The sequence below is a fragment of the Citrobacter sp. Cf116 genome, assembly GCF_030336505.1.
Classification (GTDB): domain Bacteria; phylum Pseudomonadota; class Gammaproteobacteria; order Enterobacterales; family Enterobacteriaceae; genus Citrobacter; species Citrobacter freundii.
In genome coordinates this window covers 322,061-343,591 of sequence record NZ_JAOWEQ010000024.1, presented here as the reverse complement: position 1 = coordinate 343,591, position 21,531 = coordinate 322,061, and the positions used below count along the sequence as shown (strand labels likewise).

Sequence of the window (21,531 nt, the reverse complement as noted above, 5' to 3'; positions counted from 1 at the left end):
TTATGTTGATTCCGTCTAAATTAAGTCGTCCGGTTCGACTCGACCATACGGTGGTTCGTGAGCGCCTGTTGGCTAAACTTTCCGGCGTGAACAATTTCAGGCTTGCCCTGATAACAAGTCCTGCTGGTTATGGAAAAACAACGCTGGTTTCACAATGGGCGGCGGGGAAGAACGACTTAGGTTGGTACTCTCTGGATGAAGGCGATAATCAACAAGAGCGCTTTGCCAGCTATCTGATCGCCGCCATCCAACAGGCAACGGGTGGACATTGCACCACCAGCGAAGCGATGGTGCAAAAGCGCCAGTACGCCAGTCTGACGTCACTGTTTGCCCAGCTATTTATCGAACTGGCCGAGTGGCACCGTCCGCTCTACCTGGTGGTGGATGATTATCATCTGATCTCCAATCCGGCTATTCACGAAGCGATGCGTTTCTTCCTGCGTCACCAGCCTGAAAACCTCACGCTGGTCGTACTGTCGCGCAACCTGCCGCAGTTGGGTATTGCCAATCTGCGGGTGCGCGATCAACTGCTGGAAATAGGCAGCCAACAGCTGGCCTTTAACCATCAGGAAGCCAAACAATTTTTCGACCGACGTTTGTCCTCTCCCATTGAAGCGGCAGAAAGCAGCCGGATGTGCGATGACGTTGCTGGCTGGGCCACAGCGTTACAGCTGATCGCCCTCTCCGCCCGCCAGAACAACCATTCTGCGCACCAGTCCGCACGCCGTCTCGCGGGGATCAACGCCAGCCATTTGTCCGATTATCTGGTTGATGAAGTGCTGGACAGCGTCGACCTCGGCACCCGTCACTTCCTGCTGAAAAGCGCCATTCTGCGTTCCATGAACGATGCGCTGATCGTCCGCGTTACCGGGGAAGAAAATGGCCAGATGCGGCTGGAAGAAATTGAGCGCCAGGGGTTATTCCTGCAGCGGATGGATGACGTTGGCGAGTGGTTCAGCTATCACCCGCTGTTTGGCAGCTTTTTACGCCAGCGCTGCCAATGGGAGTTGGCGAACGAATTGCCCGAAATACACCGCGCCGCCGCCGAAAGCTGGATGGCGCAAGGCTTCCCCAGCGAAGCTATCCACCACGCGCTGGCGGCCGGTGACGCCCATATGCTGCGCGATATCCTGCTTAATCATGCGTGGGGACTGTTTAACCACAGCGAGCTGACGTTACTGGAAGAGTCGCTGAAAGCCCTGCCGTGGGAAAGCCTGCTGGAAAATCCGCGTCTGGTTCTGCTACAGGCATGGCTGATGCAGAGCCAGCACCGCTACGGAGAGGTTAACACCCTGCTGGCGCGCGCAGAGCAGGAAATAAAAGGCGACATGGAGCCAACGCTGCACGCCGAATTCAACGCTTTACGGGCGCAGGTAGCGATTAACGATGGCAACCCTGACGAAGCCGAACGTCTGGCAAAACTGGCGCTGGATGAATTACCCATCGCCTGGTTCTATAGTCGTATCGTCGCCACCTCGGTGCACGGCGAAGTCCTGCACTGTAAGGGCGATCTCACGCGCTCTCTGGCGTTAATGCAGCAAACCGAGCAAATGGCACGTCATCATGACGTCTGGCATTACGCACTGTGGAGCCTTATCCAGCAAAGCGAAATTTTGTTTGCCCAAGGCTTTTTACAGGCCGCCTGGGAGACTCAGGAAAAAGCGTTCCAACTGATCAAAGAGCAGCACCTGGAACAGCTGCCGATGCACGAGTTCCTGGTGCGCATTCGTGCGCAGCTACTGTGGGCATGGGCGCGTCTGGACGAATCAGAAGCCTCTGCCCGTAGCGGTATTGAACTGCTTTCCACTTTCCAGCCGCAGCAACAGCTACAGTGTCTGGCGCTGCTGGTTCAGTGTTCACTTGCGCGGGGCGATCTTGATAACGCTCGCAGCCTGCTCAACCGTCTGGAAAACCTGCTGGGCAACGGTCACTATCACAGCGACTGGATCTCCAACGCCGATAAGGTGCGGGTGATTTACTGGCAAATGGTGAGCGACAAAAACTCTGCCGCCAACTGGCTGCGCCACACGCCGAAACCAGAATTCGCCAATAACCACTTCCTGCAAAGCCAGTGGCGCAACATCGCTCGCGCGCAAATCCTGTTGGGTGAGTTTGAACCGGCTGAAATTGTGCTGGAAGAGTTGAATGAAAATGCGCGCAATCTGCGCCTGATGAGCGATCTGAACCGTAACCTGCTGCTGCTTAATCAGCTCTACTGGCAGGCAGGGCGCAAAAATGACGCCCAGCGTGTGTTACTCGAGGCCCTACAGCTGGCGAACCGCACCGGGTTTATCAGCCACTTTGTTATCGAAGGCGAGGCCATGGCGCAACAACTGCGTCAGCTGATTCAGCTCAATACCTTACCGGAACTCGATCAGCACCGCGCCCAGCGCATTTTGCGTGAAATTAACCAGCACCATCGCCATAAATTCGCCCACTTTGATGAAGGGTTCGTTGAGCGTCTGCTGACTCACCCGGAAGTACCAGAGCTTATCCGCACCAGCCCGCTGACCCAGCGCGAATGGCAGGTTCTGGGACTGATTTATTCGGGCTACAGCAACGAGCAGATCGCCGCAGAGCTGGCCGTCGCGGCAACGACCATCAAGACGCACATCCGCAATTTGTACCAAAAGCTCGGCGTCGCACACCGCCAGGATGCGGTGCAACATGCGCAGAAGCTGCTGAAAATGATGGGATACGGCGTTTAGTTAATGCCTGATACGCGACGCTTATCAGGCCTGGAATTACCTTAGCACAGCTCTAACTGAATATGATGGTCAGCAATCACCTGCATCACACCAGCAGGCGGCAGCGTATCGGTATACACCGCATCCACCATGCTGATGCTGCCCATATTCACCATCGCGTTACGCCCAAACTTCGAGTGGTCCACCACCAGCATCACATGACGTGAATTCTCAATGATCGCGCGTTTGGTGCGAACTTCGTGATAATCAAATTCCAGCAGCGAACCATCGCTGTCGATACCGCTGATGCCTAAGATGCCGAAGTCCAGACGGAACTGAGAAATAAAGTCGAGGGTCGCTTCGCCCATAATACCGCCGTCGCGGCTACGCAGTTCACCACCGGCGAGGATTATGCGAAAATCCTCTTTCGCCATCAGCGTATTCGCCACATTGAGGTTGTTGGTCACAATGCGTAAATTGCTGTGATTGAGCAGCGCGTGAGCCACCGCTTCCGGCGTGGTTCCGATATCAATAAACAGCGTAGAACCGTTCGGGATCTGCGTGGCAACTTTGCGGGCAATGCGTTCTTTTTCCGCCGTCTGCGTTGCTTTACGGTCATGCCACGGGGTGTTAACCGAGCTGGATGGCAACGCCGCGCCGCCGTGATGGCGCAAAATCATGTTCTGATCGGCCAGATCGTTAAGATCGCGGCGAATCGTCTGCGGGCTGACGGAGAAATGCTCCACCAGCTCTTCAGTACTGACGTATCCCTGTTTTTTTACCAGCTCGATGATCGCGTCATGTCGTTGTGTTTGCTTCATTATTGTTCCCTGAAATTTTGCCGGATGCGCTGACGCTTATCCGGCCTACAAATTGGTCCAAACGCACACCGCCTTCCGGCACCACAAAACTTGAATCAAGTTCGTTTTCGTACATTTATAGTATCGGCAAACGCCATTGCCAAACCCACGGCCAACCCGGCGATATGAGCGCCATTCGCCATCGACATGCCGAATAGATCAAACCAACCGGCAACAATCCAGATCAAGGCAAAGATAATCAAACCACGCTGCAGGAAAATACCGCTCTGCGGATCGCGCTCGCCGCGCAACCACACGTAGCCCATCAGCGCATATACCACGCCAGACAATCCACCAAACCACGGGCCGCTAAATTTCTGCTGAACATAGCCGCTCAACAGGGCGCTGATCACGGTAATAACAATCAGTTTTCCACTGCCCAGACGCTTTTCAACCGCACCGCCGAGATACCACCACCACAGCAGGTTGAACAGAATATGCATCAGCGAGAAGTGCATAAAAGCGTGGGTGAAATAACGCCAGAATTCAAATTTCAGCGAAGGGTCAAACGGCCATGCCAGCCAGAGCATCACAGCCTGATCGCCCAGCACGTTCATCGCGATAAACACCAGCACACACGCGGCCATCACCAACCAGGTTACCGGACCTGCGCGTTCGCGCAATGTGGCCAGGAACGGATAACGTTGGTAGCGCAGACCGCTGTCGGTCTGACCCGACTGCCAGCTTGCCGCGAGGTAGCGCGGATCGCCCGGATTTTCCAGAAACCGCACCAGTTCAGCGTGCACGCGCTGAGCCTGGGACTCATCCGCCAGCCAGACATCCGTTTGCTGATGTTGTTGAATCGTCAGGATAACGCCCTGTGTCGCCATATAATCAACGAATGCCTGCGCCACGCGGGGGTTAGCAAAAGAGGTAATCATCAACATGGTTGCTGTCGCTTCATCCACACAAAAGAGGACAGTATATATACCCTTCTTACTTCGAGCTGCATCTTTGTTGGCTTTCCTCGCTCACTCCAGTCACGTACTGTTCGTACGCTCCCGGAGATTCGCTGCGTCGCCGTCGCGATGCAACTCGAATTAATTTGGGTATAGCCTTACGAACCGTATGCCACTTCTGCCGGAAAATGTCGATGCCAGGCATCGAAGCCGCCGTCAACGCTGTAAACCGCGTCATAGCCCTGCTGCAGAAGATATTGCGCCGCGCCTTTACTGCTGTTGCCGTGATAACACATCACCAACACGGCGGTGTCGAAATCATGCTCGCGCATAAATGATCCCAGCGTGTCGTTCGTCAAATGAAATGCCTGTGGGGCATGGCCCATTGCATAGCTTTGCGGGTCGCGAATATCCACTAACACCGCCGCCCCCTGATGCAGCTTCTGATGCGCTTCTTCGACATTAATACATTCAAACTGATCCATTGCTCTCTCTTCTTTATATGGCAGGTGACGCTTTTCGGACATGTTACTGCTTAGTGTACGTCCCGACGGCAGTTAAACGCCATAATGTTATATGTATCACTGTAAATTGTTTATCCGATGTTACCAATGGCGCGATTCTTTGCTATTATGCTCGATAACGAACATTAATGAGCTATAACGAAAGTGCGAGAGGCCAGCATGGAAACCAAAGATCTGATTGTGATAGGTGGAGGCATCAACGGTGCCGGTATCGCGGCAGATGCCGCTGGACGCGGTTTATCCGTGCTGATGCTGGAAGCGCAGGATTTAGCCTGCGCCACCTCTTCCGCTAGCTCCAAACTCATCCACGGTGGCCTGCGCTACCTGGAACACTACGAATTTCGTCTGGTGAGCGAAGCGCTGGCCGAACGTGAAGTGCTGTTGAAAATGGCACCACACATCGCCTTCCCGATGCGCTTTCGTCTGCCCCACCGCCCGCACCTGCGTCCGGCGTGGATGATCCGCATTGGTTTGTTTATGTACGATCATCTGGGCAAACGCACCAGTTTGCCAAGTTCTACCGGTTTGCGTTTTGGCGCAGATTCCGTAATGAAACCTGAGATTGTGCGCGGTTTCGAATATTCTGACTGCTGGGTAGACGATGCACGACTGGTTTTGGCAAACGCCCAAATGGTCGTACGCAAAGGCGGAGAAGTATTAACCCGCACTCGCGCCACCTCTGCTCGCCGTGAAAACGGTTTGTGGATTGTTGAAGCTGAAGATATCGATACCGGCAAAAAACACACCTGGCAGGCGCGTGGCCTAGTCAACGCCACCGGTCCGTGGGTGAAAGAGTTCTTTGACGACGGTATGCACCTGCCATCACCGTACGGTATTCGCCTGATTAAAGGCAGCCACATCGTGGTGCCGCGTGTACATACCCAGAAGCAGGCTTATATTCTGCAAAACGAAGATAAACGCATTGTGTTTGTCATCCCATGGATGGACGAATTCTCGATCATCGGGACGACAGACGTTGAATACAAAGGCGATCCGAAAGCGGTGAAAATTGATGAAAGCGAGATCAATTACCTGCTGAAGGTTTACAACGCGCACTTTAAGAAGCAGCTGGGCCGTGATGATATCGTCTGGACTTACTCGGGCGTGCGTCCGCTGTGCGATGACGAGTCTGACTCACCGCAGGCGATCACCCGTGATTACACGCTGGATATCCACGACGAAAACGGCAAAGCGCCGCTGCTGTCGGTCTTTGGCGGTAAGCTGACGACCTATCGTAAGCTGGCTGAACATGCGATGGAAAAACTGGCGTCGTACTATCAGGGCATCGGCCCGGCGTGGACCAAAGAGTGCATTCTGCCCGGCGGTGACATTGGCGGCGATCGCGAAGACTACGCGGCCAAACTGCGCCGTCGCTACCCGTTCCTGACCGAGTCGCTGGCGCGCCATTATTCTCGCACCTACGGCAGCAACACCGAATGGGTCATCGGCGAAGCCACCTCGCTTGCCGAGTTAGGTGAAGACTTTGGCCATGAGTTTTATGAAGCCGAGCTGAAATATCTGGTCGATCACGAATGGGTTCGTCGTGCAGAAGATGCGTTGTGGCGTCGCACGAAAGAAGGTATGTGGCTGAACGCTGAGCAGCAGTCGCGCATGACCCAGTGGCTGGCAGAATACATTGAGAAGCACCAGCTGTCGCTGGCGTCCTGATAAAAATGCCGGATGGCGGCGACGCCTTATCCGGCCTACAAAAGTGCATAAACGTAGGCCGGGCAAGCGAAGCGCCCCCGGCCTCGTGTTTTACAACCGCACCGAATCAATATGCCAGATGTTTTCGGCGTACTCTTTGATCGTCCTGTCCGATGAGAAGTAACCCATGTTGGCGATATTAATCATCGACTTGGTAGTCCACTCTTCCGGGTGACGATACAGTTCATCAACCTTATCCTGACAATCAACGTAACTGCGATAATCCGCCAGCACCTGATAGTGGTCGCCAAAGTTGATCAATGAGTCCACCAGGTCGCGATAGCGTCCCGGCTCCTCCGGGCTGAATACGCCGCTGCCGATCTGCGTCAGCACCTGGTGCAACTCCTCGTCTTTCTCGTAATATTCACGCGGCTTATAGCCCTGACTACGCAAGGCTTCAACCTCTTCCGCCGTATTACCAAAGATAAAGATATTTTCTGCGCCCACATGTTCCAGCATCTCGACGTTGGCACCATCCAGCGTACCGATGGTCAACGCGCCATTCAGCGCAAATTTCATGTTACTTGTCCCGGAGGCTTCGGTCCCGGCCAGTGAAATCTGCTCAGACAGGTCGGCAGCAGGAATTATCACCTGCGCCAGGCTGACGCTGTAATTGGGGATAAACACCACTTTCAGTTTGTCGCCAATTTGCGGATCGTTATTGATCACTTTCGCGACATCGTTGATCAGATGAATGATGTGCTTCGCCATGTAATAGGCCGAAGCTGCTTTACCGGCGAAGATATTCACACGCGGCACCCACTCGGCGTCAGGATCGGCCTTAATGCGGTTGTAGCGGGTGATCACATGCAGCACGTTCATCAGCTGACGTTTGTATTCGTGAATACGCTTGATCTGTACGTCAAACAGCGATTTCGGATTCACTACCACGTTAAGCTGCTGGGCAATGAGCGTGGCCAGACGTTTTTTGTTCTCCAGCTTCGCCCGGCGTACCGCCTGGTTCACCAACGGGAAATCACAGTGCTGTTCAAGCTCGCTCAACTGGCTGAGATCGGTACGCCAGGTGCGGCCAATATTCTCATCCAGTACCTCGGAGAGCGGCGGGTTAGCCAGCGCCAGCCAGCGACGCGGCGTTACGCCGTTGGTAACGTTGCAGAAGCGGGTCGGGAAGATCTTCGCAAAGTCAGCAAATAGCGACTGCACCATCAGGTTGGAGTGCAGTTCAGACACACCATTAACCTTGTGGCTCACCACGACCGCCAGCCATGCCATACGCACACGACGACCATTAGATTCATCGATAATCGACGTCCGCCCCAGCAGACCGGTATCGTTCGGATACTGCTCCTGCAGCGTTTTCAGGAAGTAGTCGTTAATCTCAAAAATGATTTGCAGATGGCGCGGCAGAATTTTGCCCAGCATATCCACCGGCCAGGTCTCCAGCGCTTCGCTCATCAAAGTGTGGTTGGTATACGAGAAAACCTGACAGCACACTTCAAACGCATCATCCCAACTGAACTTGTGCTCATCAATCAACAGACGCATCAGCTCAGGGATCGACAGCACCGGATGGGTGTCGTTGAGGTGAATGGCGATTTTATCCGCCAGATTATCGTAGGTTTTGTGCAGTTGATAATGACGATTCAGAATGTCCTGCACCGTGGAGGAGACCAGGAAATACTCCTGGCGCAAGCGCAGCTCGCGTCCTGAATAGGTGGAGTCATCCGGATAGAGCACGCGGGAGACGTTCTCGGAGTGGTTTTTATCTTCCACCGCCGCAAAGTAGTCGCCCTGGTTAAATTTACCGAGGTTGATCTCGCTACTGGCCTGGGCATTCCACAGGCGCAGCGTGTTGGTGGCATCGGTGTCGTAACCGGGGATAATCTGGTCGTAGGCAACCGCGAGGATCTCTTCGGTTTCTATCCAGCGCGTTTTCTTGCCTTCCTGCTGTATACGCCCGCCAAAGCGCACTTTGTAGCGCGTATTGTGGCGTTTGAACTCCCATGGGTTACCGTATTCCAGCCAGTAGTCCGGCGACTCTTTCTGTCGGCCATCAACAATGTTTTGCTTGAACATGCCGTAGTCATAGCGAATACCGTAGCCGCGTCCCGGCAGTCCCAGCGTTGCCAGTGAGTCCAGGAAGCAGGCCGCCAGGCGCCCGAGGCCACCGTTGCCTAGGCCTGGGTCGTTTTCTTCATCGATCAGATCTTCAAGATCCAACCCCATACCTTCCAGCGCATTTTTGACATCGTCATAAATACCCAACGATAACAGTGCATTGGAAAGCGTGCGGCCAATCAAAAACTCCATAGACAGGTAATAAACCTGTCGAGTTTCCTGTGACAATTGCGCACGGTTAGAACGCAGCCAGCGCTCCACGAGACGATCGCGCACCGCGAACAATGTGGCGTTCAGCCACTCATGTTTATTGGCAATGACCGGGTCCTTACCAATCGTGAACATCAGCTTGTAGGCGATAGAATGCTTAAGTGCCTCTACGCTGAGTGTGGGCGATGCATAAGTAAATGGAGCATTCATATAGGTGATTCCTGGATAACTATTTCAAGCGATAGTAAAGCTCACGGTATGACTTCGCCGCGACTTGCCAGCTAAAATCCATGGTCATGGCCTGGCGTTGTACAAACCGCCACAGCGAAGGCCGGGACCACAATACGAAAGCACGCCGGATCGCACGTAGTAGCGACCAGGCATTACTATCTTCAAATACAAACCCACTGGCGATACCGTCCGCCAGGTTTTCCAGCGAACTGTCAGAGACCGTATCAGCCAGCCCACCGGTGCGCCGCACCAGCGGCAGCGTGCCGTACTTCAGTCCATACAATTGCGTTAAGCCACATGGCTCAAAACGGCTGGGAACCAATATCACATCGGCCCCACCCATGATGCGGTGCGAGAAGGCTTCGTGATAGCCAATCTGCACGCCCACCTGACCCGGATGTTCCGCCGCCGCGGCGAGGAAACCTTCCTGCAATACCGGATCGCCCGCGCCGAGCAACGCCAGTTGCCCCCCCTGCTCTAACAGACCCGGCAGAGCCTCCAGCACCAGATCCAACCCTTTCTGACTGGTCAGGCGACTGACTACGGCAAACAGCGGCACTTTATCGTTAACCTTAAGTCCCATCGCGATCTGTAGCTGCCGTTTGTTCTCCGCCTTTTCTTCCAGCGTGTCACGCGTATAGCGCGACGCCAGCAGCAGGTCGGTTTCCGGGCTCCAGATTTTTTCATCCACACCGTTCAGCACGCCGGAAAGCCGTCCTTCCCGATGACGCTGCTGCAACAGACCTTCCATACCATAGGCAAACTGCGGTTCGGTAATCTCCCGCGCGTAAGTTGGACTCACCGCCGTAATGTGGTCTGCGTAGTACAATCCTGCCTTCAGGAACGAAATCTGGCCGTTAAACTCCAGCCCGTGCACATTAAAGAACGACCATGGCAATTGGATGTCATCCATATGCTTTGCATAAAACATGCCTTGATACGCCAGGTTGTGTACGGTGAACACCGATTTCGCCGGATGGCCGCGCGCCGCCAGATACGCCGGGGCCAGACCGGCATGCCAGTCGTGCGCATGCACCACATCCGGGCGCCAGAATGGGTCAAGGCCGCAGGCCATTTCACATCCGGCCCAGCCAAGCAACGCAAAACGCAGGACGTTATCGGTATACGCAAACAGGTTGGTGTCGTGATACGGGCTACCGGGACGGTCGTAGAGATGCGGCGCGTCAATCAGGTAAATACCCACACCGTTGAAATGCCCGAAAAGCAGCGTGATACGTCCAGCGAAGGTATCGCGACGCGTCACGACCTGTGCATCGGGAATGCCGCGACGAATATCAGGAAACGCCGGGAGCAACACGCGGGCATCCACGCCGTCCGCAATTTGCGCGGCAGGTAACGCCCCAATAACATCCGCCAGTCCCCCGGTTTTTAACAGGGGGAACATCTCTGAACAAACGTGTAAAACCTGCATTATCGCTCCTGTTTGATCTGCAGTTTGCGCAGCATTTCACGCGTGACCAGCACAATGCCTTCCTCTGAACGGTAGAAACGACGCGCATCTTCTTCCGCGTTTTCACCTATCACCATGCCTTCAGGAATAACGCAGGCGCGGTCGATAATGCAACGACGTAAGCGGCACGAACGTCCCACCCACACTTCAGGTAACAACACTGCCGAATCAATGTTACAGAATGAATTCACCCGCACTCGCGGGAACAGAACCGACTGCACCACCACCGAACCTGAAATTATGCATCCGCCAGAAACCAGCGAGTTCAGCGTCATTCCGTGGCTACCGGAACGGTCCTGCACAAATTTCGCCGGTGGCAGCGATTCCATGTGCGTTCGGATTGGCCAGTCCTGGTCGTACATATCCAGTTCAGGCGTCACCGAAGCCAGATCAAGGTTCGCCTTCCAGTAGGCTTCCAGCGTCCCCACATCGCGCCAGTACGGTTCGGATTCCGGGTCAGACTGCACGCAGGACAACGGGAATGGATGCGCATATGCCATGCCAGCTTCGGTGATTTTCGGGATAATGTCTTTGCCAAAATCGTGACTGGATTTTTCATCGAGATCATCTTCCGCCAGCAGTTCATACAGATAATCGGCGTTGAAAATGTAGATCCCCATACTGGCAAGAGATTTGGTCGGGTCGCCTGGCATCGCTGGCGGGTTGGCGGGTTTTTCAACGAACTCGATAATTTTATCGGTGTCGTCCACGTCCATCACGCCAAACGCGCTGGCCTCTTCAATAGGCACTGGCATACAGGCCACGGTGCAACGCGCGCCCTTCTCGACGTGGTCGATCAGCATGCGTGAGTAGTCCTGCTTATAAATATGATCGCCCGCGAGGATCACCACGTATTCCGCTTTATAGCGTCGAATGATGTCCAGGTTTTGGGTCACCGCATCCGCCGTTCCGCGATACCAGTTTTCACCCTGCATTCTCTGCTGGGCAGGCAGCAAATCGACAAACTCGTTCATCTCTTCGCTAAAGAACGACCAGCCGCGCTGAATATGCTGCACCAGCGTGTGGGACTGGTACTGAGTGATCACGCCGATACGGCGGATCCCGGAGTTAATACAGTTGGATAAGGCAAAATCGATAATGCGGAACTTACCGCCAAAGTGCACAGCAGGTTTGGCACGTTTGTTGGTCAAATCTTTTAAGCGGGTACCGCGGCCACCGGCCAGGATCAGGGCAACAGATTTTAATGGCAGCTGGCGCGCCAACATTACACGATCGTTCTTCTCTAAACTCACCATGACTAACTCCTTTTTTATCTTCTCTGGAACACACACAGTCCGTGCGCAGGTCCCTGCCAGACAGCCGTAAGCACCGGATTATCCTCTCCGGCAAATGGGGGAATGGCATGCCATTCCCCTTCAGGTAAAACGATATCTGTCACCTCAAGCGTGGCGTTTATTGCAATCAGAAAACGGTCTGAAAGCTGGATTTGCATCTGCCTCGGGCCGTTTTGCCACTCATCCGCACTTAAGGGTTGTGCGTACTTATTCAGCCAACGAACCTTGCCATCGCCCTCTTCCCACCAACAATCCCCTGTTAATTCAGGGATTTGCCGGCGCAGATGAATCAGCGCGGCGGTAAATGTGGTTAGCCCACTGTTTGCCTGCTGCCAGTCCAGCCACGTTAAGGCGTTATCCTGACAGTAAGCGTTATTGTTGCCGTGCTGGCTATGACCATGCTCATCGCCCGCCAGCAACATCGGCGTCCCCTGGGAGAGCAACAGCGTGGTTAACAGCGCATGAATGCTGTCGCGCCGCCGCTCAATCAGGTCCAGCGTGCCGCCTAATCCTTCTTTACCATGATTGTCGCTGTAGTTATTGCTAGTGCCGTCGCGATTTTCCTCACCATTCGCTTCATTGTGCTTATTTGTGAAGCACACACAGTCGCGTAGCGTAAAACCGTCGTGCGCAGTCACCAGATTGACCGTGGCGCTGGGTTTGCGGCCCTGGCGTTTAAACACATCGCTGGATGCGGCAAAACGCCCGGCAAACTCGCCCAACGAGAGATTACGCTGGAGCCAAAAGCGTCGCGTCGCATCGCGGAAATGGTCATTCCACTCGGCAAACGGAGGGGGGAAATTCCCCACCTGATACCCGCCTTCACCAATATCCCACGGTTCCGCAATCAGCTTCACGCGTGAGAGCAGCGGACAGGTTTGGATCGCGGTAAACAGCGGCGCATCCTGACGAAACGCAGGTGTACGCCCCATGACGGAAGCCAAATCAAAACGAAAACCATCTACATGGCAGGTTTCAACCCAATAGCGCAGGCATTCACATGCGTATTCCACAACGCCGGGATGGCTCAAATTGAGGGTGTTCCCACAACCGGTCCAGTTGTAGTAATCACCATCGTCCCTGATCCAATAATAGCTACGGTTATCAATTCCGCGCAGCGAGAAGACAGGCCCTTCGAGATCCAGCTCGGCGCTGTGGTTCAAAACGATATCGAGAATGACCTCAATCCCCGCTTTGTGCAGCGCTTTTACCGCGTCGCGAAACTCATCAAGCGCACTCTCCGGCGAACAGGCATAGGCCGGATGCAGCGCGAACATGGCCACCGGGTTGTAGCCCCAGTAGTTCGACAGGCCCAGCCGCTGAAGTCGCGGTTCGCTGGCAAAATGCGCCACCGGCAGCAGCTCCAGCGCGGTAATGCCGAGACGCTTGAAATAGTCGATCATCACCGGATGACCCAGCGCTTTGTAGGTTCCGCGAATCTCTTCCGGCAGGTCAGGATGCAAATACGTCAACCCTTTGACATGCGCTTCGTAAATCACGGTATTGCCCCACGGCGTGCGCGGCGGGGCATCATCCTCCCAGTCATAATGGTCGGACACCACCACGCCCTTCAGCGCGATGGTGGCATTATCATGGTGATCCGGTTCATTTAGCCCGCCGTGCAGCAGCGGGTTATCTTTTAACTCGCCCTCGACCCGACGGGCGCAAGGGTCGAGCAGCAGCTTGGCTGGGTTAAACCGGTGGCCCTGCTGCGGTTGCCATGGGCCATGGACGCGATAGCCATAGCGCAGACCGGGCCGGGCGTTGGCCAGATAGCCGTGCCAGACATCGCCGCTACGCCCCGGCAGGTCGTAGCGGAGTTCGCAACCGTCCTCGTCAAATACGCATAATTCAACGCGTTCAGCGTGGGCTGAGAAGAGAGTAAAATTAACGCCATGGCCGTCATACGTTGCACCATGGGGGGTGGCGTTGCCGGTTGCCAGTTGCGTCATTCCCCCTCCCGAACCAGCCAGATCGTTGCCAACGGCGGTAACGTGAGGCTCAGTGAATGCTGACGACCATGACTGGCGATTTCATCACTGTGCACCGCACCGCCGTTGCCAGTATTGCTGCCGTGGTAATGCATCGAATCGGTATTGAGGATCTCACGCCATTTCCCCGGCTGGTTAATACCGAAGCGATAGCCATGGCGCGGCACTGGCGTAAAGTTGCTGATAACGATGATTTCATTGCCGACCTTGTCACGACGCACGAAAGCCAGCACCGAACGTTCTTTGTCATCCACCACCAGCCACTCAAAGCCATAGGCGTCAAAGTCGAGCTCGTGCAGCGCTTTGTGATGACGATAGGTGAGGTTCAGATCGCGCACCAGACGCTGTACGCCGTGATGCCAGTTATCACCGCCTTCCAGCAGGTGCCAGTCGAGGCTGGCGTCATGGTTCCATTCACGTCCCTGCGCAAACTCGTTGCCCATAAACAGCAGTTTCTTACCGGGGAAGGCCCACATCCAGCCGTAGTAGGCGCGCAGGTTGGCAAACTTCTGCCACGCATCGCCCGGCATGCGGTCGAGAATCGATTTCTTGCCGTGCACCACTTCATCGTGCGACAACGGCAGGACAAAGTTCTCGGTGTAGTTGTACAGCATGCCGAAGGTCAGCTTATCGTGGTGATGTTGGCGATAAACCGGATCCAGTTTCATGTAGTCCAGTGTGTCGTGCATCCAGCCGAGGTTCCACTTATACCAGAACCCTAAACCGCCCATGTCCTGCGGTCTTGAAACGCCGGCAAAGTCAGTGGACTCTTCCGCCATGCTCACCGCACCAGGCACCTGTTCGCCAAGAATACGGTTGGTATTGCGTAAAAACTCAATGGCTTCGAGGTTTTCACGACCACCAAATTCGTTCGGGACCCATTCCCCTTCTTTACGGCTGTAGTCGCGATAAATCATCGATGCCACGGCATCCACGCGCAGCGCGTCGATACCAAAGCGCTCAATCCAGTACAGGGCGTTGCCCACCAGATAGTTGCTGACTTCACGGCGGCCATAGTTGTAGATCAGCGTGTTCCAGTCCTGGTGATACCCTTCTCGCGGGTCGCTGTGCTCATACAGATTAGTGCCATCAAACTCTGCCAGACCAAAATCGTCCGACGGGAAATGGCCCGGCACCCAGTCAAGAATGACGTTCAGCCCCGCCTGATGCGCGGCATTCACAAAATAGCGGAAGTCATCGCGCGTACCAAATCGACGGGTCGGCGCATACATGCCGGTAGGTTGGTAACCCCAGCTACCGTCGAACGGATGCTCGTTAATCGGCAACAGTTCAAGGTGGGTAAAGCCCATCCACTTGGCGTAAGGCACCAGCTGATCCGCCAGCTCGCGGTAGCTCAGCCAGAAGTTGTTATCGGTATGACGACGCCATGACCCCAGGTGCACTTCATAGATAGAGATTGGCGCATCAAACTGGTTGGCTTTTTTACGCTCCTCGCTTTGCACCACTTTTTCCGGCAGACCACAGATAAGCGACGCGGTTTCCGGGCGCATTTGCGCTTCAAAGGCGTAAGGGTCCGCTTTGATTCGCAGCTTACCGTTGGCATCGATCATCTCATATTTATACAGCTGACCATGCTGCGCACCGGGGATAAACAGCTCCCAGATACCGCTTTCTTTGCGCAGGCGCATCGGGTGGCGACGGCCATCCCAGTAGTTGAACTGCCCAACCACTGACACGCGTTGAGCGTTAGGTGCCCAGACAGAGAAGCGCGTGCCGGTTACACCATCCATGGTATCCGCATGCGCACCCAGCGTTTCGTAAGGTCGCAGGTGCGTACCTTCAGATAGCAGCCAGGCATCCATATCCTGGATCAATGGGCCAAAACGATAAGGGTCATCAATCAGATTCTGCTGTCCATGCCAGACAACGGCCAACTGATAGCGAAAGAAATTTTTACGGCGGGGAAGTACTGCACAGAAAAAACCACGAGAGTCGAGGCAATCCAGCTTGCCGACTTTGCGTCCGGTTTTGGGTTCGATCACCCACACTTCGGTGGCGTCAGGTAATAGGGCGCGGACTTCAAGTCCAGCGTCAGTTTGGTGCATACCGAGTACGGAAAAAGGATCCGCAAAATGGCCTGCAATTAGCGCATTAATCACGTCTCTATCGATACGAACGGACATGGTTGTCATCCTGTTTTATGGTGTCACCCCTTCCAACTGATTTTCGACATCAGGTAGCGACACTTTTTTTGACCTGAACGGCGCAGCACAATTGTGCATCCTCTCTGCGTCGTCCCACCTTCAGGCAACAACTTAATACCTCCGGTACTAAGTCACCCTTAAAGAATAGCCAATGCTTTATCTTACTCCTGGTAAAAAATGAAACATCTGCGCTTACTCCTGTATTACGCAAAAAAAAGGGTGACTCAGCACCCTTTGATCATTAACAAACCATTACGCCAGTTGACGTAACATGCGGCGCAATGGCTCCGCAGCACCCCAAAGCAGCTGGTCACCTACGGTAAAGGCTGACAGGAACTCCGGTCCCATATTCAGCTTACGCAGACGACCTACTGGCGTGGTCAACGTGCCTGTAACGGCCGCCGGGGTTAACTCACGCATGGTGATTTCACGATCGTTTGGTACTACTTTCGCCCACGGGTTGTGCGCCGCCAGCAGTTCTTCCACGGTCGGAATAGACACATCTTTTTTCAGTTTTATGGTGAACGCCTGGCTGTGGCAGCGCAGCGCGCCGACGCGCACGCACAGACCATCAACCGGGATCACGGAAGACGTGTTGAGAATTTTGTTGGTTTCCGCCTGTCCCTTCCACTCTTCACGGCTCTGACCGTTATCGAGCTGTTTGTCGATCCACGGAATCAGGCTACCGGCCAGCGGTACGCCAAAGTTATCAACCGGCAGTTCACCGCTACGGGACAGGGTCGTCACTTTACGTTCGATGTCGAGAATAGCAGAGGAAGGGGTCGCCAGCTCCTCGGCCACATGGCCATACAGATGACCCATCTGAGACAACAGCTCGCGCATATGACGCGCGCCGCCGCCGGAAGCCGCCTGATAGGTCGCCACGGAGACCCAGTCGACCAGGTCATTGGCAAACAGGCCACCAAGGGACATCAGCATCAGGCTAACGGTACAGTTACCGCCGACAAAGGTCTTAATACCTTTATTCAGGCCATCGGTGATGACATCCTGGTTAACCGGATCGAGAATAATGATGGCGTCGTCTTTCATACGCAGCGAAGAGGCCGCGTCAATCCAGTAACCCTGCCAACCGCTTTCACGAAGCTTTGGATAGATTTCGTTGGTATAATCGCCGCCCTGACAGGTCACGATGATATCGAGCGCCTTCAGCGCATCCAGATCAAAAGCGTCCTGAAGCGTGCCGGTCGCGGTTCCACCGAATGTCGGTGCCGCCTGCCCGAGCTGGGAAGTAGAAAAGAAAACAGGGCGAATGGCGTCGAAGTCACGCTCCTCAACCATGCGTTGCATGAGAACAGAGCCGACCATACCGCGCCAGCCGATAAAACCAACATTTTTCATAGCGTTTTTTTCCTGCAGAGATGTGTGCTGTGTATGTATGCCAGTGTCCTGGTGGCATATCCTTCACCATACAAAATGCAGCCAAAGTCGCAAGTGAAATTAATCAATGATAGCGAAGCCATCAGTAATGCGACTTATCCCGCTGCGCAAGCAAGCAGAAAGTCCGTGGTAATTATCAGGGAATTTGAGTTATGAATGAAATCATTTCAGCGGCAGTTTTATTGATCCTGATTATGGATCCACTCGGAAATCTGCCCATTTTCATGTCCGTATTGAAACATACCGAACCAAAACGCCGCCGCGCGATTATGATTCGCGAGCTGTTCATTGCGCTGTTGGTGATGCTGATATTCCTGTTTGCGGGCGAGAAAATTCTGGCATTTCTTAACCTGCGCGCGGAAACCGTTTCTATCTCCGGGGGCATCATTTTGTTCCTGATCGCCATTAAGATGATTTTCCCCAGCGCCACCGGGAATAGCACCGGGCTTCCGGCGGGTGAAGAGCCGTTTATCGTGCCGCTGGCGATCCCGCTGGTAGCCGGTCCGACAATCCTGGCTTCATTAATGCTGTTGTCGCATCAATACCCAAACCAGATGGGGCATCTGGTGATTGCGCTGCTGATCGCCTGGGGCGGTACGTTTGTGATTCTGTTGCAGTCGTCGCTGTTTTTGCGTCTGCTGGGGGAAAAAGGGGTGAACGCGCTGGAGCGCCTGATGGGGCTGATTCTGGTGATGATGGCCACCCAGATGTTCCTCGACGGCGTACGGATGTGGATGAAGGGGTAATTTCTCCTTTTTGAACCGGATGACATGTTACCCGGAGAACGGTTCCGTTCACGTTATGACAGCAAAACAAATTTAACTGGAAGTCAGAGCGTTGAAGCGATGACACCGGTCCGGCTGAAAATCGATGAGGCGTTGACGGTTGACCGGGGCTGCCCGCAGGGATGCGGGCAGAGGGGACGGCCTGCATGGATGCAGGCTCGGCCCCGACCCGACAGGCAGACGGCATAAGACGAATACATCGCGCAGCGACGATTTTCCCGCCGGGAGCCTGGGTTGCAAGGGAGGCGGCGGTGAGCCTCCCTTGCACGTTCACGGGTATCAGCGCTTCAGAGAAATGACACCACTGAGGTGAACGGAAACCTGAGCAATAATCACATGTTCACCCTACATGCTTAACTGAACGGCATTGCGCTGTAATTTCAGGTATTCCTTATGCTTTTAAGTCGCTGATATAACGTATTTTCATTTCTGCGAGGCGCCTTCCGGAATGCCCTCTTGTCAGCATTGTGGATAAGCCTTATCTTCTCGCTGCACCTGCAAAATCAGGTGCCAGAATTAGCCTTCTGAAAATCATACTGGCGACATATACTTCTATGTCGTGCGACCGATTTCGTCTCAATGGCGGGTCGAGCGGGGGCGTCGCAAGACGCGCCGGTATCCAGTATGACCGGTAAGGCTAACTCCGCTCGATTCTGCCACCCGCGAGATTAGCCTCTCCGGTGGTGGTTTAAATAAAACATACTGGAGGCAGCCCTATGGCGACTACCCCTCTCTTTTCACACTCTTTATTTACCCTGCCCTTTAGCCATGCCACGGATTTCACCGAACTGGCGGATAACTGCGAGCGTTTTGTCGAAGGACTGGTTGAATGCCATGACCCGGTTGAAAAACTGGCGATTTGTGCACGTTTGTCGGCCTGTCTCGCATTATTGCAACCGACCTTAACGGAGCCTGTACCGCAGCATCTACAGGCCAGCCTGACGGTAGAAACCTTACCGACCCGTTTTCCCCTTTTCGAGCCTGAGCCCGACCAGATGGGGCGTTACTGCCAGCTTTTGACGCATTTGCTGATGAGCAAAACGCTTTCTGATGATATGGAGCGAGTAGCGGGTGATTTGTTGCAGGATTTGGTGGGGTATTTCGCCGACACTCTGAAAGCGCCGCGTTGGTTGAAAACCGAGGATGGTGTGATGGTGCTGTAAAAAAGCCGGGTGACGCTTGCGCTTACCCGGCCTACGATGTGGATGTGTGCTCATTTCCAGGCCCGGTAAGCGCAAGCGCCACCGGGCAACAAGACTCAGCTCAACAGCTGGAAGGCAATCATACCGACAATTGCGCCGACCGTACCGAGGATGGTTTCCATCATCGTCCAGGTCTTCAACGTTTGTGCTTCCGTTGCACCGGTAAATTTACCGAACAACCAGAAACCGGCGTCGTTAACGTGGCTGACCACGATCGAGCCGCCTGCGATACAAATAGACAGTGCCGCCATCTGTGCGCCGGAGAAGTTTAGCTGTTCAATCACCGGCATTACCAGACCGACCGCCGTTAAGCACGCCACGGTCGCAGAACCCTGAATGATACGCACCGCTGCCGCCAGCACGAAGCAGGTAATGGCAATCGGCAGACCCATTCCGGTTAACGCTTCGCCCAGCGCCGGACCGACGCCGGAATCAACCAGCACTTGTTTAAACACGCCACCTGCACCAATCACCAGCAGGATAATCCCCGCCGGTTGCAGCGCATGACCGCAGATCTCCATCACTTTGTCTTTTGGCATACCCTGGCGAATCGCCAGACCGTAAATCGCCACCAGACAGGCAACCAGAATCGCGGTAAACGGGTGGCCGATAAACTCAAACCATTCGTAAGTTGAAGAACCAACCGGCACAAAGCGCGCGGCGATGGTTTTCAGACCAACCAATACCAGCGGCAGCAGGATCAGCGACAAGCTAAAGCCGAAGGACGGCATTTTACCTTCGCCCAGATGCGGCTCGGTAATGTCATCAGGAATGTTCAGCTCAACGTAACGGCTGATGAAATTACCCCACAGCGGCCCGGCGATAATCATGCCCGGAATAGCGGCACACAGGCCAATCAGGATCATCCAGCCAAAGTCAGCGTGCATCTGCGAAGCCAGCAACATCGGCGCTGGCCCCGGCAGTAAAAACGCCGCAGCCGCCGCTACGCCTGCAAACAACGGAATGACTAATTTAACCAGGTTGGTACCGGTGTGACGCGCCATCGAGAACGCTACGCTAATCAGCAGCACAATCGCCACCTCAAAGAACAGCGGTAGCGCGCAAATCAGACCGGCCAGGCCAATCGCGTAATGTGCGCGGCTGTGGCCGAAGGATTTCAGCATTTTGACGGCAATTTGATCGACTGCGCCGGTCTCATGCAAAATCTTGCCGAACATCGCCCCCAACGCCACAACAATCGCCAGGAAACCGAGCGTGCCTCCCATCCCTTTTTCCATAGTCGCGGCGATTTTATCGAGCGGCATACCGGAAAAGAGACCTGCACCAATAGACACCACCATCAAAGCAAGGAAGGCGTGCATACGCGCCTTCATCACTAAAAACAGCAGTAATAAAACGGACCCTACTGCTGTTAAAACAAGCGTTAATGTACTCACTACTTACTGCCCTGGTTAATAACCTTAATGGTGCTGGCGACCACACCGTCCAGTGGTTGATCGATATCGACCACCAGTACATCGTTTTCATTCGCACCTGGTTCTTCCAGCGCTTCAAACTGGGTCACCAGCATCTGCGTTTTGAAGAAGTGGCCTTTACGCGCTTTCAGACGGCTTTCGATAACGTCAAAATCCCCTTTCAGATAGATGAAAGAGAGGTTCGGGTTACCTTCGCGTAGCTGGTCGCGATAGACTTTTTTCAGAGCGGAACAGACGATCAGCGAAACCTTGTTGGTACGCTGCATCGCAAAGGCGGCGTCGTTCAGCGCCTGTAACCACGGTTTACGGTCATCATCGTTGAGTGGCTCACCGGAAGCCATTTTCATGATGTTGCTGCGCGGATGGAGAAAATCGCCATCAAGAAACGCGGCCTGTAGTTGATGCGCCACTTCGCTGGCGACAGCAGATTTACCGCTGCCCGATACGCCCATCAGAACGTAAACGTGGTGATCATGATTAGTCGTGCTCAAAGCGTTGCCCCCACTGGTACAAGAATCTGGAAATTGTTACGGGTAACTGTTATCGGTAACATTGTCCAGCCGGATAAATAGAGAAGCAATATCCATTCGT

15 protein-coding genes are annotated in these 21,531 nt (G+C 54.3%); 4 read left to right on the top strand and 11 right to left on the bottom strand.

Annotation, left to right across the window (positions count from 1 at the left end; translation table 11 throughout):
- Positions 1–2 precede the first annotated feature (2 nt).
- Entirely contained in the window at positions 3–2,708 is a 2,706-nt protein-coding gene (gene malT, locus OGV74_RS02825) for an HTH-type transcriptional regulator MalT (protein WP_003837876.1), read from the top strand.
- A gap of 41 nt (positions 2,709–2,749) precedes the next feature.
- Here the strand turns inward: malT and OGV74_RS02820 are convergent, their stop codons facing one another.
- From OGV74_RS02820 to glpE, 3 genes are all read right to left on the bottom strand, one after another.
- Positions 2,750–3,508 carry a DeoR/GlpR family transcriptional regulator gene (locus tag OGV74_RS02820; RefSeq protein ID WP_003023499.1) on the bottom strand — a complete coding sequence of 253 codons (759 nt, stop codon included), beginning with the start codon at positions 3,506–3,508 and terminating at the stop codon, positions 2,750–2,752.
- A gap of 95 nt (positions 3,509–3,603) precedes the next feature.
- Positions 3,604–4,434, bottom strand: a complete 831-nt coding sequence (gene glpG / locus OGV74_RS02815; protein WP_003023496.1) for a rhomboid family intramembrane serine protease GlpG — start codon at positions 4,432–4,434, stop codon at positions 3,604–3,606.
- 170 nt (positions 4,435–4,604) lie between these two features.
- Complete coding sequence (glpE, locus tag OGV74_RS02810) at positions 4,605–4,931, bottom strand: thiosulfate sulfurtransferase GlpE (protein ID WP_003023495.1); 327 nt, start codon at positions 4,929–4,931, stop codon at positions 4,605–4,607.
- A 198-nt stretch (positions 4,932–5,129) separates the two neighbouring features.
- Between glpE and glpD the strand changes: the two genes are divergently transcribed.
- Positions 5,130–6,638: a glycerol-3-phosphate dehydrogenase gene (glpD, locus tag OGV74_RS02805; protein WP_003023494.1), complete on the top strand. Its 1,509-nt coding sequence runs from the start codon at positions 5,130–5,132 to the stop codon at positions 6,636–6,638.
- A 90-nt stretch (positions 6,639–6,728) separates the two neighbouring features.
- Here glpD and glgP read toward each other — a convergent pair whose 3' ends face one another.
- The 6 genes from glgP to asd all read right to left on the bottom strand — a co-directional run bounded on the left by glgP (position 6,729) and on the right by asd (position 17,478).
- The gene (glgP, locus tag OGV74_RS02800; RefSeq protein WP_003023492.1) at positions 6,729–9,176 is read right to left on the bottom strand and encodes a glycogen phosphorylase; all 2,448 of its coding nucleotides are present in this window, start codon (positions 9,174–9,176) and stop codon (positions 6,729–6,731) included.
- Positions 9,177–9,195: 19 nt separating this feature from the next.
- Positions 9,196–10,629, bottom strand: coding sequence for a glycogen synthase GlgA (gene glgA, locus OGV74_RS02795; protein ID WP_003023490.1), 1,434 nt, complete (start codon positions 10,627–10,629; stop codon positions 9,196–9,198).
- On the bottom strand, positions 10,629–11,924 hold the full coding sequence (gene glgC, locus OGV74_RS02790) for a glucose-1-phosphate adenylyltransferase (RefSeq protein WP_003023489.1): 1,296 nt from the start codon (positions 11,922–11,924) through the stop codon (positions 10,629–10,631). The genes glgA and glgC overlap by 1 nt, the downstream gene beginning before the upstream one ends.
- A gap of 14 nt (positions 11,925–11,938) precedes the next feature.
- Positions 11,939–13,915 (bottom strand): glycogen debranching protein GlgX, encoded by a 1,977-nt coding sequence (gene glgX, locus OGV74_RS02785; RefSeq protein ID WP_286520265.1) that lies wholly within the window; start codon positions 13,913–13,915, stop codon positions 11,939–11,941.
- Complete coding sequence (gene glgB, locus OGV74_RS02780; RefSeq protein ID WP_048218788.1) at positions 13,912–16,098, bottom strand: 1,4-alpha-glucan branching enzyme; 2,187 nt, start codon at positions 16,096–16,098, stop codon at positions 13,912–13,914. Before glgB ends, glgX begins: the two co-directional genes overlap by 4 nt.
- Positions 16,099–16,371: 273 nt before the next feature.
- Positions 16,372–17,478 carry an aspartate-semialdehyde dehydrogenase gene (gene asd, locus OGV74_RS02775; protein ID WP_003837862.1) on the bottom strand — a complete coding sequence of 369 codons (1,107 nt, stop codon included), beginning with the start codon at positions 17,476–17,478 and terminating at the stop codon, positions 16,372–16,374.
- A 191-nt stretch (positions 17,479–17,669) separates the two neighbouring features.
- Here asd and yhgN point away from each other — a divergent pair, with 191 nt between their 5' ends.
- Together yhgN and OGV74_RS02765 are read left to right on the top strand one after the other, a co-directional pair.
- Positions 17,670–18,263, top strand: a complete 594-nt coding sequence (yhgN, locus tag OGV74_RS02770; protein WP_003023480.1) for an NAAT family transporter YhgN — start codon at positions 17,670–17,672, stop codon at positions 18,261–18,263.
- Between the two features lie 755 nt (positions 18,264–19,018).
- Positions 19,019–19,465: a lipoate--protein ligase family protein gene (locus OGV74_RS02765; protein ID WP_003846194.1), complete on the top strand. Its 447-nt coding sequence runs from the start codon at positions 19,019–19,021 to the stop codon at positions 19,463–19,465.
- Positions 19,466–19,560: 95 nt separating this feature from the next.
- Here OGV74_RS02765 and gntU read toward each other — a convergent pair whose 3' ends face one another.
- Positions 19,561–20,901, bottom strand: coding sequence for a gluconate transporter (gene gntU / locus OGV74_RS02760; RefSeq protein WP_003023477.1), 1,341 nt, complete (start codon positions 20,899–20,901; stop codon positions 19,561–19,563).
- Positions 20,901–21,431, bottom strand: coding sequence for a gluconokinase (gene gntK, locus OGV74_RS02755; RefSeq protein WP_032950417.1), 531 nt, complete (start codon positions 21,429–21,431; stop codon positions 20,901–20,903). The genes gntU and gntK overlap by 1 nt, the downstream gene beginning before the upstream one ends.
- Positions 21,432–21,531: the final 100 nt, after the last annotated feature.

Excerpts from the sequence above, each read along its gene's own strand:
- glgA (WP_003023490.1), bottom strand. The coding sequence starts at position 10,629 with ATGCAGGTTTTACACGTTTGTTCAGAGATGTTCCCCCTGTTAAAAACC.
- glgP (WP_003023492.1), bottom strand. The coding sequence starts at position 9,176 with ATGAATGCTCCATTTACTTATGCATCGCCCACACTCAGCGTAGAGGCA.
- glpG (WP_003023496.1), bottom strand. The coding sequence starts at position 4,434 with ATGTTGATGATTACCTCTTTTGCTAACCCCCGCGTGGCGCAGGCATTC.
- glgC (WP_003023489.1), bottom strand. The coding sequence starts at position 11,924 with ATGGTGAGTTTAGAGAAGAACGATCGTGTAATGTTGGCGCGCCAGCTG.
- glgB (WP_048218788.1), bottom strand. The coding sequence starts at position 16,098 with ATGTCCGTTCGTATCGATAGAGACGTGATTAATGCGCTAATTGCAGGC.
- asd (WP_003837862.1), bottom strand. The coding sequence starts at position 17,478 with ATGAAAAATGTTGGTTTTATCGGCTGGCGCGGTATGGTCGGCTCTGTT.
- malT (WP_003837876.1), top strand. The coding sequence starts at position 3 with ATGTTGATTCCGTCTAAATTAAGTCGTCCGGTTCGACTCGACCATACG.
- OGV74_RS02765 (WP_003846194.1), top strand. The coding sequence starts at position 19,019 with ATGGCGACTACCCCTCTCTTTTCACACTCTTTATTTACCCTGCCCTTT.
- yhgN (WP_003023480.1), top strand. The coding sequence starts at position 17,670 with ATGAATGAAATCATTTCAGCGGCAGTTTTATTGATCCTGATTATGGAT.
- glgX (WP_286520265.1), bottom strand. The coding sequence starts at position 13,915 with ATGACGCAACTGGCAACCGGCAACGCCACCCCCCATGGTGCAACGTAT.
- glpD (WP_003023494.1), top strand. The coding sequence starts at position 5,130 with ATGGAAACCAAAGATCTGATTGTGATAGGTGGAGGCATCAACGGTGCC.
- OGV74_RS02820 (WP_003023499.1), bottom strand. The coding sequence starts at position 3,508 with ATGAAGCAAACACAACGACATGACGCGATCATCGAGCTGGTAAAAAAA.
- glpE (WP_003023495.1), bottom strand. The coding sequence starts at position 4,931 with ATGGATCAGTTTGAATGTATTAATGTCGAAGAAGCGCATCAGAAGCTG.